The 14,272-nt window shown below is 68.3% G+C and carries 11 protein-coding genes; 3 read left to right on the top strand and 8 right to left on the bottom strand.

The window, feature by feature from the left end:
- Positions 1-58 precede the first annotated feature (58 nt).
- Positions 59-1,606: a DEAD/DEAH box helicase gene (locus J1C47_RS03825; protein ID WP_207349390.1), complete on the top strand. Its 1,548-nt coding sequence runs from the start codon at positions 59-61 to the stop codon at positions 1,604-1,606.
- Positions 1,607-1,783: 177 nt separating this feature from the next.
- On the opposite strand, the gene hflX is transcribed toward J1C47_RS03825, so the two are convergent.
- The 8 genes from hflX to dusB all read right to left on the bottom strand — a co-directional run bounded on the left by hflX (position 1,784) and on the right by dusB (position 12,355).
- The gene (gene hflX, locus J1C47_RS03820) at positions 1,784-3,175 is read right to left on the bottom strand and encodes a GTPase HflX (protein ID WP_207349389.1); all 1,392 of its coding nucleotides are present in this window, start codon (positions 3,173-3,175) and stop codon (positions 1,784-1,786) included.
- The gene (gene hfq, locus J1C47_RS03815; RefSeq protein ID WP_083589440.1) at positions 3,176-3,424 is read right to left on the bottom strand and encodes an RNA chaperone Hfq; all 249 of its coding nucleotides are present in this window, start codon (positions 3,422-3,424) and stop codon (positions 3,176-3,178) included.
- A gap of 181 nt (positions 3,425-3,605) precedes the next feature.
- Positions 3,606-4,982, bottom strand: a complete 1,377-nt coding sequence (trkA, locus tag J1C47_RS03810; protein WP_207349388.1) for a Trk system potassium transporter TrkA — start codon at positions 4,980-4,982, stop codon at positions 3,606-3,608.
- A gap of 55 nt (positions 4,983-5,037) precedes the next feature.
- Positions 5,038-6,402: a nitrogen assimilation response regulator NtrX gene (gene ntrX / locus J1C47_RS03805; protein WP_207349387.1), complete on the bottom strand. Its 1,365-nt coding sequence runs from the start codon at positions 6,400-6,402 to the stop codon at positions 5,038-5,040.
- The gene (locus tag J1C47_RS03800; protein WP_207349386.1) at positions 6,384-8,639 is read right to left on the bottom strand and encodes a sensor histidine kinase NtrY-like; all 2,256 of its coding nucleotides are present in this window, start codon (positions 8,637-8,639) and stop codon (positions 6,384-6,386) included. The genes ntrX and J1C47_RS03800 overlap by 19 nt, the downstream gene beginning before the upstream one ends.
- An 81-nt stretch (positions 8,640-8,720) precedes the next feature.
- The gene (gene ntrC, locus J1C47_RS03795) at positions 8,721-10,163 is read right to left on the bottom strand and encodes a nitrogen regulation protein NR(I) (RefSeq protein WP_207349385.1); all 1,443 of its coding nucleotides are present in this window, start codon (positions 10,161-10,163) and stop codon (positions 8,721-8,723) included.
- 7 nt (positions 10,164-10,170) lie between these two features.
- A complete protein-coding gene (locus J1C47_RS03790; RefSeq protein WP_245396330.1) occupies positions 10,171-11,316 on the bottom strand; it encodes a two-component system sensor histidine kinase NtrB in 1,146 nt (381 codons plus the stop codon).
- A 1-nt stretch (position 11,317) separates the two neighbouring features.
- Positions 11,318-12,355 (bottom strand): tRNA dihydrouridine synthase DusB, encoded by a 1,038-nt coding sequence (gene dusB / locus J1C47_RS03785; protein WP_207349384.1) that lies wholly within the window; start codon positions 12,353-12,355, stop codon positions 11,318-11,320.
- 167 nt (positions 12,356-12,522) lie between these two features.
- On the opposite strand from dusB, the gene J1C47_RS03780 reads away from it, so the two are divergent.
- Complete coding sequence (locus tag J1C47_RS03780; RefSeq protein ID WP_207349383.1) at positions 12,523-13,734, top strand: bifunctional 2-C-methyl-D-erythritol 4-phosphate cytidylyltransferase/2-C-methyl-D-erythritol 2,4-cyclodiphosphate synthase; 1,212 nt, start codon at positions 12,523-12,525, stop codon at positions 13,732-13,734.
- Complete coding sequence (locus J1C47_RS03775; RefSeq protein WP_207349382.1) at positions 13,731-14,255, top strand: CinA family protein; 525 nt, start codon at positions 13,731-13,733, stop codon at positions 14,253-14,255. The genes J1C47_RS03780 and J1C47_RS03775 overlap by 4 nt, the downstream gene beginning before the upstream one ends.
- The last annotated feature ends 17 nt before the right edge of the window (positions 14,256-14,272 follow it).

Raw genomic sequence — 14,272 nt, 5'->3', positions numbered from 1 at the left:
CGCAAGGGCCTTGTAAGGCGCTCCTGCGCCATTTCTCCAGTCGTAGAGACACGCCAGCTTGACACTTTTTTCCGAACTCGGTCTCAGCGCCAAGGTGCTGGCGGCTGTCGAAGCCTCCGGCTACACCGAACCGACGCCGATCCAGGCAGAGGCGATCCCGCACGCCCTCGAGCGGCGCGACGTGCTCGGCATCGCCCAGACCGGGACGGGCAAGACCGCTTCCTTCGTCCTGCCGATGCTGACCCTCCTTGAAAAAGGCCGGGCTCGGGCGCGCATGCCGCGCACCCTGATCATCGAGCCGACGCGCGAGCTCGCCGCGCAGGTGGAAGAGTCCTTCGCACGCTACGGCAAGGACCAGAAGCTCAACGTCGCGCTTTTGATCGGTGGCATGTCCTTCGACGAGCAGGACCGCAAGATCGATCGCGGCGCCGACGTGCTGATCGCGACGCCGGGCCGGCTGCTGGATCATTTCGAGCGCGGCAAGCTGCTCCTGACCGGCGTCGAGATCCTGGTCATAGACGAGGCGGACCGGATGCTCGACATGGGCTTCATTCCGGACATCGAGCGGATCTGCAAGCTGCTGCCCTTCACCCGCCAGACGCTGTTCTTCTCGGCCACCATGCCGCCGGAGATCACCCGCCTCACCGAGCAGTTCCTGCAGAACCCGGTCCGGGTCGAGGTCGCCAAGCAGGCCTCCGCCGCCCTCACCGTGACCCAGCGCCTCGTCGCCACCGGCGGCAAGGAGTGGGACAAGCGCGAGACGCTGCGCCGCGTCCTGCGCGAAGAGGACGAGCTCACCAACGCGATCATCTTCTGCAATCGCAAGCGCGACGTCTCGACCCTGTTCCGGTCGCTGGAAAAGCACGGCTTTTCCGCCGGCGCCCTGCATGGCGACATGGACCAGCGCGCCCGCATGGCGATGCTGCAGGGCTTTCGCGACAACAAGATCCAGCTCCTCGTCGCCTCCGACGTCGCGGCGCGCGGGCTCGACATCCCGAAGGTCAGCCACGTCTTCAATTTCGACGTGCCGATCCATGCCGAGGACTACGTCCACCGCATCGGCCGCACCGGCCGGGCCGGGCGCTCGGGCAAGGCCTTCACGCTGGTGACGAAGTCCGATCGCAAGTATCTCGATGCGATCGAGAGGATGATCGCGAATTCCATCGAATGGCACGGTCCGACCGTCGCCGAACTTCCGGTCGACACCGAGGAGGACGACCGCCCGAGGCGCGGTCGCGGCCGCACCAAGGCGCAGGGCGAAAAGCCCGAGCGGCGTCCCCGCCGCGCGAGGGGCGAGCCGAAGCCGGCCGCCGAGGAAGTGGTCGGCGCCGAGACGGTCGACGTGCTTGAGCGGGCGGAAGCGGGCGAACTCGCGGTTCCCGTCGACGCGATGGCGGACCTGCCCGTTGCCGGCGACGCTGCGGCGCTCCCCGCGGCTTCGAGCTATGCCCGGCCGGGCGCGTCTTCCCGCAACCGGCCGAAGCGCGGCACCGACAAGCCGGGCAACAACAACCGGCAGCGCGGCGGCAACGACGGCGGCGGCAAGCAGCCGATCGGCTTCGGCGACGACATTCCCGCCTTCATGCTGATCCAGACCGGCACCTGACGGCGCCGGCCGGTTTCTTCTGACAGTGCCAACGTGATCGCGCGTCTTTCATGCGTCCCCCGGGACGCATGACGGCCTCGAGCATGATCCCGAAAAGTGGGAACCGGTTTTCGGAAGAGATCATGCGGACACAGGAAGATGGAGCGGGAGGATGAGCAACGCTCATTCCATCCCGCTCTAGCCCGCGATGGTGACGCCCGCCGTCGCCTGCCCGATCCGCCGCAGCTCGTTGCGCGCCTGCGCCGTCATCTCCGCCTTGAGATGCACCACGCCGTCCTCGCTGTCTTCGCGTTCGAGGACGGTGGCGTTGTCGTAGACCCAGGGCAGAAACGCCATCGCCTCCGGGCCGACGTCGAGCGCGACGCTGGTGATCTGGCCGGCGATGCGCCGCTCGATGTCGGCAAGAAGCGCCTCCGTCCCCTCGCCGGTCACCGCGGAGACGAGATGCGCCGACCCGGGATCGGCGAGCGAGGCCCTCGCCGCGGCGACGCGGTGCAGCGCGTCGGCGTCCAGCCGGTCGATCTTGTTCCACACCTCGACGACGTGCTCGGTGTCCTCGGTGTCGACGTCGAGATCGCGCAGGATCCGGCGCACGTCCTCGGCCTGGGCGAGCGTGTCGGGATCGGAGACGTCGCGCACGTGCAGGATCAGGTCGGCCTCCAGCACCTCTTCCAGCGTCGCGCGGAAGGCGGCCACGAGATGCGTCGGCAGGTCGGAGACGAAGCCGACGGTGTCGGAGAAGAGGATTTCTGTGCCGTGCGGCAGCACGGTCTTGCGCAGCGTCGGATCGAGGGTGGCGAAGAGCAGGTCCTTGGCGAGGACGTCGGCGCCGGTCAGCCGGTTGAACAGCGTCGACTTGCCGGCATTGGTGTAGCCGACGAGGGCGACGATCGGATGCGGGCGCTTGCGGCGCTTTTCGCGATGCAACTGGCGGGTGCGGCGGACCTGGTCGAGTTCCTTCTCCAGCCGCTTGATCTTTTCCTGCAGCTGCCGGCGGTCGGCCTCGATCTGGGTCTCTCCCGGGCCGCCCATGAAGCCGGCGCCGCCGCGCTGGCGTTCGAGGTGGGTCCAGGAGCGGACCAGCCGGCCGCGCTGGTAGTTGAGATGCGCGAGTTCGACCTGCAGCCGGCCTTCCTTGGTCCGGGCCCGGCGGCCGAAGATCTCGAGGATCAGGCCGGTGCGATCGAGCACCTTGGTGTCGAGCTCCTTTTCGAGATTGCGCTGCTGGACCGGGGTCAGCGGATGATCGACGATGACGAGGCCGATCTCGCCCGCCGCGACCACGCCCTTCAGCTCCTCGACCTTGCCGCTGCCGATCAGCGTCGCCGGCTGCGGCTTCTGGCCGGAGACGACGCCGCTCGACACCACGTCGAGGTCGATCGCGGCGGCGAGCCCGACCGCTTCGGAGAGCCGGGCCTCGTCGCTGCGGCGCACCGCCTCGAGCGCCGTCGCGCCGCGTGCGTCGGCGTCGGCCCTCTGCCGGAACACCGGCACGAAGACTGCGGCCCGCGTCGCAACGCGCTCGTGCTCGACCGGCCCGCGCGGCCCCTTTTCGCGAAATTCGGTCAATCAGGCCTTCCCGCTCTCGTCGACGCCCTCGTACATCTGCACCGGCTGCGACGGCATGATGGTCGAGATCGCATGCTTGTAGACGAGCTGCGAATGACCGTCCCGGCGCAGAAGGACGCAGAAATTGTCGAATGACGTCACGACGCCGGTCAGCTTGACACCGTTGACCAGAAAGATCGTCAACGAAATCTTCTGCTTGCGGACCGTGTTGAGAAACAGGTCCTGGAGATGTTGGGTCCGCTCTGGCATGCAGAAATGTCCTTTTTTGATTGTGCTGCAGCCTGGTTGATGACAGTCGCGGCCGTTTGCTGCGGACGCATTTTCCTTGATACCGCAGCTGCGAACCGGATCGAAGCCCGCCGCTTGCGAATCATGGTGCAATTTTCGCGACTGCTAACGAGATTGGCACGTTGGCAGGCAAAGTCACCGGTCAAAAGAATTCCAGGCTGACCCTGAACATCTGTTCGACGTGACGCACGGCCGCCGCGGCCGCGAAGATCACCACACGATCCTTCGCCTTGATCCGCGTCTGGCCGGTCGGCTTGACGTAGGTGCCGTTCCTGAGGATCGCGCCGATCCTGAGATTGTCCGGCAGGTCGAGGTCGCGCAGCGGCTCGCCGACCAGCGGCGAGGTCTCCAGCGCCTCGGCCTCGATCACCTCCGCGACGCCGTTCTGGATCGAATGGACGGCCCGGATGCGGCCGCGCCGCACGTGCTGCAGCACACGCGAGATGGTGACGGAGCGCGGATTGATGAAGGCGTCGATGCCGAGCATCCGGGTGAAACCCTGGTAGTCGGCATTGTTGAGGAGGGCGAGATTGCCCTTGCAGCCGAGTCGCTTGGCCATGACGCTCGACAGGATGTTGACCTTGTCGTCGTTGGTCAGGGCGACGAGCAGGTCGCTGGAGTCGATGTCGGCTTCCTTCAGGATCGCCTGGTCGAGGCCGCTGCCATGCAGCACGATCGTCCGCTTCAGCCCGTCGGCGATCGTCACGGCGCGGTCGTGATTGTCCTCGACGACGCGGATCCTGGCGCCGAAGTTGCGCTTCTCGATCTGCCGCGCGACGAAATAGCCGATGTTGCCGCCGCCGACGATGACGATGCGGCCGGCTTCCGGCTCCTCGTGGCCGAACAGGCCGAGGGCGCGGCGCACATGCGACTTCTCGGCGACGACATAGGCGACGTCGCCCGGCACCATGTGGTCGTTGGAGCCGGGGATGAACAGCCGGTCGCCTCGCCAGATGCCGACCACCGTCGCGTTGAGGTCCGGGAAGAGGTCGGTCAGCTGGTCGAGCGGCGTGTTGACGACCGGGCAGTCCTCGGAACATTCGATCGCCACCATGGCGATGTTGTCGTCGGCGAAGCGCACCGCGTCCATGGCGCCCGGCAGCGCGATGCGGCGCAGCACCATCTCGCCGACCTCGATCTCCGGCGAGATGATCACGTCGATCGGCATGTTCTCGGTGGAGAACAGGTCCTGCCAGTGCGGCCGCAGATAGCTCTGCGAGCGGATGCGCGCGATCTTGGTCGGCACGTTGAACAGCGAATGGGCCACCTGGCAGGCGACCATGTTGACCTCGTCGTGCAGCGTCACGGCGATGATCATGTCGGCCTGTTCGGCGCCGGCCTCGGCGAGCACGTCCGGCTGGGCGCCGTGGCCGACGAAGCCCCGCGCGTCGAGATTGTCGCGGATCGCCTGGACGAGATTGCGCGAGGTGTCGATCACCGAGACGTCGTTGCGCTCGGAGGCCAGCCGCTCGGCAATGCCGTAGCCCACCTGCCCTGCCCCGCAGATCACCACTTTCATCGCGGCCGCTCCATGTCCGTCCGTTCCCGGGGCGAAGCCATAGCGTATCGGCGCGTCAGATGCCGAGCGATTTCAGCTTGCGGTGCAGCGCCGAGCGCTCCATGCCGACGAATTCGGCGGTGCGCGAGATGTTGCCGCCGAAGCGGTTGATCTGGGCGACCAGATACTCCTTCTCGAACACCTCGCGCGCGTCGCGCAGCGGCAGCGCCAGAATCTGGCCGTTGGCCTGGCTCGGCGTGCGCGGCAGCATGTCGCCGACCTCGTTCGGCAGCATGTCGGCGGTGATCGGGTTGTCGCCGTCGCCCTCGCGCGACAGGATCATCAGCCGCTCGACGTTGTTGCGCAGCTGGCGCACGTTGCCCGGCCAGTCGCTCGCCTGCAGCACCGCCATCGCCTCCTCGCTGATGCGCTTCGGCTTGATGCCGGTCTGCTCGGCGATCTGCTTCATGAAGGCCTCGATCAGGAGCGGCACGTCCTGGCGCCGGTCGGCGAGCGGCGGCACGGTGATCGGGACGACGGCGAGGCGGTGGAACAGGTCCTCGCGGAACAGTCCCTCGGCGATCAGCGAATCGAGGTTCTGCGAAGTCGAGGAGATGATCCGGACGTCGACCTTCACCCGTTTCGACCCGCCGACCCGTTCGAAGGTCTGCTCGGTGAGGACGCGCAGGATCTTGTTCTGGGTCTCGCGCGGCATGTCGGCGACCTCGTCGAGATAGAGGACGCCGCGATGCGCCTCCTCCAGCGCCCCGACCTTGCGCTCGACGCCGGGGGGCGTCTCGTTGCCGAAGAGTTCGATCTCCATCCGGTCCGGGGTGATCGCCGCGGCGTTGAGCGCGATGAACGGCCCGGAGGCGCGCGGCGATGCGGCGTGGATCGCCCGCGCCACCATCTCCTTGCCGGATCCCGAGGCGCCGAGGATCATCACCCGGCTGTTGGTCGGCGCCACCCGCTCGATGACGTTGCGCAGTTGGTTCATCGGCTGCGACTTGCCGATCAGCTCGGCGAAGTCCGACGAGCGGCGCTTCAGTTCGAGCACCTCGCGCTTCAGCTTGGAGGTCTCGAGCGCACGCTCGGCGATGAGGATCAGCCGGTCGGCCTTGAACGGCTTCTCGATGTAGTCGTAGGCGCCGCGCCTGATCGCCGAGACCGCGGTCTCGATGTTGCCGTGGCCGGAGATCATCACCACCGGCACTTCCGGGTGCTGCGCCTTGATCACGTCGAGGAGGTCGAGCCCGTCGAGCCGGCTGCCCTGCAGCCAGATGTCGAGAAAGACCAGCCGCGGCACGCGGTCGGTTATCGCTTGCAGGGCGGCGTCCGAATTGCCGGCCGTGCGGGTCTCATGTCCTTCGTCCTCGAGGATCCCCGCGACCAGTTCGCGGATGTCGGCCTCGTCGTCGACGATCAGGATGTCCGATGCCATGGCTCACCAATCCTTTCCTCATCAGCATTGTTCGGTGCGCCGGCCCCCGCCGGGGCAGCGCCCGCCGGCAGCACGATGCGCACCATCGCGCCCTGCGGCTGATCCGGAGCATCCTCCAGAGAGATCGTTCCGCCGTGGTCCTCGATGATCTTGCGGACGATCGCGAGGCCGAGACCGGTGCCCTTCTCGCGCGTCGTCATGTAGGGCTCGAGCAGCCGATCGCGATTCTCCTTGGGAAAACCGCGGCCGTTGTCGACGATGTCGATCTCGTAGACGTCGCCGAGCGCCTTGGCGCGGATGGCGATCCGGCCGGCGACGCCCTCGGTCGCCTCGAGCGATTCCACCGCGTTCTTCACCAGATTGCCGAAGGCCTGCGACAAGAGCCGCACGTCGTAGGAGCCGTACATCGGCTTGTCGGGAATGTCGGCGGAAAAGGCGATGCCGTGGTCGCCCATCTCGCGCATGAAGACCGCCTCGCGCAGCGCGTCGCGCAGGTCGATCCGCTCCATCGTCGGCTTCGGCATGCGGGCGAAGGTCGAGAATTCGTCGACCATGCGGCCGATGTCGGAGACCTGGCGGATGATCGTCTCGACGCAGCGGTCGAACACCTCCCGGTCGTCCTCGACGCGCTTGCCGTAGCGCCGGCGGATGCGCTCGGCCGACAGCTGGATCGGGGTCAGCGGGTTCTTGATCTCGTGGGCGATGCGCCGCGCGACGTCCGCCCAGGCCGAAGTGCGCTGGGCGTCGACGAGATCGGTGATGTCGTCGATCGTCACCACCGAGGACTGGTCACCCTCGCCCTCTTCGGCCGAGGTGATGCGGATCGCCAGCGTGCGTTCGCGCTCGCGGATCTTCAGCTTGACCTCTTCCTGGTGTTCGGGCCGGCGCGAGGCGAGCGCCGCCTTGCGGATGCGGCCGATCTCCGGAAAGCTCGAATCGAGCTTGCGGCCGGTCACCCGGCCGGCCTCGACGCCGAGGATGCGCTCGGCGGATGGGTTGACCATCGAGATCGTCCCGTCGCGCTCGATGCCGATGACGCCGGCGGTGACGCCCGACAGCACCGCCTCGATGAAGCGCCGGCGCTCGTCGATCACGTCCTTGGCGTTGACCAGCTCGGAGCGCTGGCTCCTGAGCTGCAGGATCATGTTGTTGAAGGTGTTGGAGAGCGAGCCGACGTCGCCGTCCGACACCCGGACCGGGACGGAGACCGACAGGTTGCCCTCGGAAACCTCGTCGGCCGCGCCGATCAGCATGCGGATCGGCCGCACCAGACGGTCGGCGACGCCGATGCCGGTCCAGATCGCCGACAGAAGCACGATCAGCGTGATGCCGAGATAGAGCAGCGCGAAAGCGAGCTGCAGCCCGAATCGGTTCTCCCTGAGGCTCGAATACTCGGCCGAGCGCTCCTCCATCTCGCGCAGCGCCTTGATGACGTCGGGATCGACGGCGCGCACCGTGTAGAGATAGGCGTTGGATATCTGCCGCAGCCGGATGATCGCCCCGACGAGATTGGTGATGCCGGGCGGGATGAAGACGAGGTTGCCCTCGGCCGCCTTCTGCAGCGCGTCGGCCGGCGGCACCGGCAGCGGCTTGTCCTCGTCGACGTCGGCCTTGAGGAGCGGCTGGCCGTCGAGCCGCAGGATCTGGGCGCCGAGCAGCGAGCGCCCCCGCGCCTGTTCGGTCATCAGCTCCTGGAAGCCGCCGCGGTCGAGGTCGTAGAGCTGGCGCTGCTGGTCGAGGTCGTAGGCCATCGACAGCGTCGTGCCCTGCAGGTTGCGGGCGTTCTCGTTGACATAGGCCCGGGCGACGCTGATCGAGGATTCGACGATCGCCCGGGTGCGCATGCCGAACCAGCGGTCGAGACCGAGATCGAGGGTGACGCTGGCGACGATCGCGACGAGCAGCGCCGGCAGGATCGCGACGATCGAGAACAGGACGACGATGCGCACGTGCAGCCGCGAGGCGGCCCGCCCCTGGCGCCGCGCCCTGACCATGCGCAGCACCTCGCGGCCGATCAGCGCCGACAGGACGACGACGAAGCCGCCATTGACCACCGTCGCCACCGTGACGATCGTGTCGGTCGGCTCGACCGGCGTCAGCCCCATCAGCACGACGAAGGAGATCGCGCCGGTGATCAGCGCACCGGCGACGGCGAGGAGGCCCGGGAACAACAGGAAGCGCCGGCGTTCCATCAGGAACGGCACTTCGGTCTCGCTGTGAATCGGATGTGTCGTCATGCTTCGTGAATGGAATCAACGTCCGTTGCCACAAAGCAACGGAATGTGTCTAAACTGCAACGAAGCAACGAAAAAAGCGAGTCAGCGGATCGACCGGACGACGGAAATGTCGAGATCGCGGATCTTCTTGCGCAGCGTGTTGCGGTTCACGCCGAGGAGATCGGCCGCCTTTACCTGATTGCCGCGGGTGGCCGCAAGCGCCGCCGCGATCAGCGGATATTCGACCTCGCGCAGGATCCGCCCGTGCAGCCCCGCCGGCGGCAGGTCGTCGCCGAAGGAGGCGAAATATTCCGACAGATAGCGTTCCACGGAGGCCGAGAGGTCGATCGGCTTGGAGCCGTCGGTTTCGATTCCCGGGCCCTTGATCGGGTCACTGGTGAGCTCGTGCTCGACGATCTCGGCGGAGATCTCGTCCTGCGGATAGAGCGCGGCGAGCCGCCGGATCAGGTTCTCCAGCTCGCGCACGTTGCCCGGCCAGGCGTAGCGGCGCATCACGTCCAGCGCGCCCTGCGACAGCGTCTTGCGGGGCAGGCCTTCCTTCTCGGCGGCGGCGAAGAAGTGCCGCGCCAGATCCGGCAGGTCCTCGATCCGCTCGCGCAGCGGCGGCAGGCGCAGCGGCACGACGTTGAGGCGGTAGAACAGGTCCTCGCGGAACAGACCGCGGGCAATCAGCTGCCGCAAATCCTTGTTGGTCGCCGCGACGATCCTGACGTCGGTGGCGATCGGCGTGCGGCCGCCGACGATGGTGTATTCGCCCTGCTGCAGCACGCGCAAAAGCCGCGTCTGCGCCTCCATCGGCATGTCGCCGATCTCGTCGAGGAACAGCGTGCCGCCCTCGGCCTGCTCGAATCGGCCGCTGGTGCGGGCCTGCGCCCCGGTGAAGGCGCCCTTCTCGTGGCCGAACAGCTCCGATTCGATCAGGTCGCGCGGAATCGCCGCCATGTTGATGGCGACGAAGGGTCCCTTGCGGCGCCGGCCGTAGTCGTGGAGGGCCCGGGCGACGAGCTCCTTGCCGGTGCCGGACTCGCCGCTGATCGTCACCGTCAGGTCGGTCTGCATCATCCTGGCGAGTGCGCGGTAGATGTCCTGCATGGCCGGCGAGCGGCCGACCAGCGGCATCGCCTCCTGCATGTCGTCCGGGGCGGCGGCGCGGCCGGTCTTCGGCTCCGACAGCGCCCGGCGCACGATCGAGACGAGCTCGGTGAGGTCGAAGGGCTTTGGGATGTAGTCGTAGGCGCCGCGCTCCGAGGCCTTGATCGCCGTCATGAAGGTGTTCTGCGCGCTCATCACCACGACCGGAAGCTCGGGGCGCGAGTTCTTGATCTTCGGCAGCGTGTCGAAGGCGTTGCCGTCCGGCATCAGGACGTCGGTGATCACGAGGTCGCCTTCGCCGGCGGAGACCCAGCGCCAGAGCGTCGCGATGTTCGAGGTCACGCGGACCTCGAACCCGGCGCGCATCAGCGCCTGGGAAACGACCGTGCGGATCGCGGCATCGTCGTCTGCTACGATGATCTGCATTGCCATGGAGGTATCAGCCCTGTTCGTCGGCCGCTGTGGACGGCGCGTCGGGTTCGGAAAGCTCGCGCCAGGCCGGCATGAGGATGCGGAAGACGGTGTGCCCCGGCTGCGATTCGCATTCGATGACGCCGCCGTGGTCGCCGACGATCTTGGCGACCAGCGCAAGGCCGAGGCCCGATCCGCTGGGCTTGGTCGTGACGAAGGGGTCGAAGATGTGCTCGCGGATGTCCTCCGGCACGCCCTCGCCATTGTCCTCGACGGCAAATTCCAGCGGCAGCGTCACCCGGTCCTTGGTGCCGGGCACCGACAGCCTGACGCCCGGCCGGAACGCCGTGGTCAGCCTTATCTCGCCGTCCTCGCGGCCCTTCACCGCCTCGGCGGCGTTCTTCAGGAGGTTGAGGAACACCTGCACCAGCTGGTCGCGATTGGCGAGCACCGGCGGCAGCGACGGGTCGTAGAGCTCGAGGATCCTCACTTCCCGGGCGAAGCCGTTCTTGCCGAGCGTCTTCACGTGCTCCAGCACGGAGTGGATGTTGACCGCCGAGCGCTCGATCGGCCGCTGGTCGGAGAACACCTCCATGCGGTCGACCAGCTTGACGATGCGGTCGGCCTCCTCCTGGATCAGCCGCGTCAGCGCCCGGTCCTCGTCGCTCGCCGAGGTCGCCAGCAGCTGCGCGGCACCCTTGATCCCCGACAGCGGGTTACGGATCTCGTGGGCGAGCATCGCCGCAAGGCCGGTGACGGTGCGGGCCGCGGAGCGATGGGTGAGCTGGCGGTCCATCTTTTCGGCGATCGAGCGCTGCTGGATCATCACCACGACGAGGTCCGGCGCCTCCGGCATCGACGAGACGTAGAGATCGACCAGCCGCTCGCCGCCGAGCCGCGGCGAGGAGACGTCGACCCGGTATTCGCTGAACCGCGCCTGCTGCAGCCGCGCCTGGTCGACCAGCGAGAAGAACGGGCTGTCGCCCGGCACGAAGTCCTTCAGGCGCTTGCGCGCGAGATAGGCCGAGCCGGCGGAGAAGAACTGCTCGGCATCGGAATTGGCGAAGCGGAACCGACCGTCGGCATCGACGACGATGACAGGATGCGGCAGGGCGTTGAGGATCTGGAACGCCTCGTCGAGCATCGGCGGATTGTCGGTGGGCGTATCGGGCATATCAGGCGGCCTCCGTCCTCGGCGCCACCGCGGCGGCTTCGATATCGGCTGGGGTGGTGCCGGCGAGAAGGCGTGCGAGGCACCGCCGGACCGTGGCGGGCTCCTGCGCCGTCATCACCGCGCGACGGTCGGCCGGCGGCACGAGGCCCCCAAGCGCCGAAAAGCGGTCGAGATACCAGCTGAGATGCTTGCGCGCATGCCGCACCCCGGTCGCGATGCCGTAATGGGCGAGCATCGCGTCGTAATGGTTGAGGACGAGGGTCGCGAAGTCGGTGGCGGCGAGATCGTCGAAGGAGATCGCTCCGGCCATCAGGCCGGCGAGCCATGGCCGGCCGTAGCAGCCCCGTCCGACCATCACCGCGTCCGCGCCGCTCCGGGCCAGCATCGTCGCGATCTGCCCGGGCGCGACGAGATCGCCGTTGGCGACGAGCGGCACGCCGACGGCGCGGCGCACCGCGCCGATCGCCGCCCAGTCGGCGACGCCGTCGTAGAAGTCCATGCGGGTGCGGCCGTGCACGGTGACCAGCCGGGCGCCCGCCTCCGCGGCCCGGCGCGCCAGCCAGGGGGCGTTCATCGACTCGCGGTCCCAGCCGAGCCGCATCTTCACCGTGACGGGAACACGTCCGGCCCCTGCCACCACCGCCTCGACGATGGAAAGCGCGAGCTCCGGCTCGCGCATCAGGGCAGAGCCCGACAGGCCGCCGACGACCTTCTTCGCCGGGCAGCCGAAATTGACGTCGACGAGATCGGCGCCGGCATCCGCCAGACGGCGCGCCGCCTCGCCCATGACCCCGGCTTCGCGCCCGGCGAGCTGAACGGCATGGATGCCATGTCCGTCGCGCAGGGCTCGCAGGGTCGATTCGCCGTCGCCCTTCAGATATTCGCCGCTGGCGACCATCTCCGAGAAGACGAGGCCGGCGCCGAACCGGCGCGCGAGACGGCGGAACGGCACGTCGCTCACCCCCGACATCGGGGCGAGGAAGACGCGGTTGGCAAGACGCAGGCCCGCAACCTCGAGAGGTGTGGAAACGTCTGCCATTCTTCCGAATTCGCCTAAACTCTGAGCGACCATCGTAACTGTCGATTCTTGCGGCACCTGTGCCGTACTTAATCGGAGCATGCTCAAATGACAAGCAGTTTGGGCCTTGCATTCGCGATCGCCTTCGTGCTCCTCGCGCCCAGGATGTCGACGGGGGCGGAAGAGGCATGAGCGATGGCGTCGGGGTGATCCTGGTGGCGGCCGGCCGCGGCGAGCGCGCCGGAATCTCGACGGAAGGCCCGAAACAGTATCGGCGCATCGGCGGGCGCGCCGTCCTTGCCCACACGCTCGACGCCTTCCGCAGCCACCCGGCGGTCGGCGCCATCGTCCTCGTCGTCCATCCGGACGACCAGACGCTCTGCGAGGCCGCGCTCGGCGCGGCGATGGAGGCGGTCCATCTCGTCACCGGCGGCGCCGAGCGCCAGGTCTCGGTGCGCCGCGGCCTCGAACGGCTGGCGGCCTTGAACGACGCCCCTGAGATCGTCCTCGTCCACGACGCCGTCCGGCCCTTCGTCGACCGCGCGACCATCGACCGGGTGATCGAGGCGGTCCGAGCCGACAACGGCGGCGGCGGCGGCGGCGCGATCCCGGCCATGCCGATCGCCGACACGATCAAGCGCGCCGCCGCGGACGGCACGATCGCCGGGACGGTCTCCCGCAGCGGCCTCTACGGCGCGCAGACGCCGCAGGGCTTTCACCTCGACGCGATCCGCGCAGCCCACGCCGCGGCGGCCGAATCCGGGCGCTCTGACTTCACCGACGACGCGTCCATCGCCGAGTGGGCTGGCGCGCGCGTCGTGCTCGTCGAAGGGGCGGCGGACAACGTCAAGCTGACCACCCGCGAGGACATCGCCCGCGCCGACGCAAAGCTGAAGGACAGACACCCGATGATCGACGTGCGAACCGGCAACGGCTACGACGTGCACCGCCTCGTTCCGGGCGACCACGTCACCCTCTGCGGCGTCAGGATCGCCCACGACCAGGCGCTCGACGGACATTCCGACGCGGATGTCGGCCTGCACGCCCTCACCGACGCGCTGCTCGCCACCTGCGGGGCCGGCGACATCGGCGACCATTTCCCGCCGAGCGACCCGCAATGGCGCGGCATGGCGTCCCACGTCTTCGTCGAGCGGGCGGTCGCGATCGTCGCCGAAAAGGGCGGACGGATCATGAATGCCGACGTCTCGCTGATCTGCGAGGCGCCGAAGATCGCGCCGCATCGCGAGGCGATGCGCGCAAAGATCGCGGCGATCACCGGGCTCGCGATGGACCGGGTGTCCGTCAAGGCGACGACCAACGAACAGCTCGGCTTCCTCGGCCGGCGCGAGGGCATCGCCGCGATCGCGACGGCCTCTGTCGTCTACGGAGAGGCGCAATGAGCGGCGGCGCGGAGGAAGTAGGGGCCGCAGCCGAAGCGACGGCCGGCCGGCCCCTCGCCCGCGCCGTCGTCGAGCGCTATCAGGCACGGGGCTGGACCCTTGCCACGGCGGAATCGTGCACCGGCGGCCTCGTCGCCGGCGCGATCACCGACGTCGCCGGCTCCTCCGCCGTCCTCGATCGCGGCTTCGTCACCTATTCCAACGCGGCGAAAATCGACCTCGTCGGCGTCGACCCCTCGGCACTCGCGGCCCATGGCGCGGTGTCGGAGACGGTTGCGCGGCAGATGGCGGAGGGCGCGCGGGCCCGCGCCGGCGTCGACGTCGCGGTCTCGATCACCGGCATTGCGGGTCCCGGCGGCGGCTCGCCGGCAAAGCCCGTCGGCCTCGTCCACTTCGCCTGCGCCAGCGCTGCCGGAACCATGCATCGCGAGGCGCGCTTCGGCGACGTCGGCCGCGCCGCAATCCGCGCGGCATCGGTCGAGACGGCGCTCGCGATGCTGCTCGATGCGCTGGCCTCCTGAGCCGGTCGGCCAGCGGG

The organism is Jiella sonneratiae (genome assembly GCF_017353515.1).
GTDB lineage: Bacteria > Pseudomonadota > Alphaproteobacteria > Rhizobiales > Rhizobiaceae > Jiella > Jiella sonneratiae.
The sequence above is the reverse complement of the archived record's forward strand: the minus strand, read 5'-3'. Positions and strand labels throughout refer to the sequence as shown.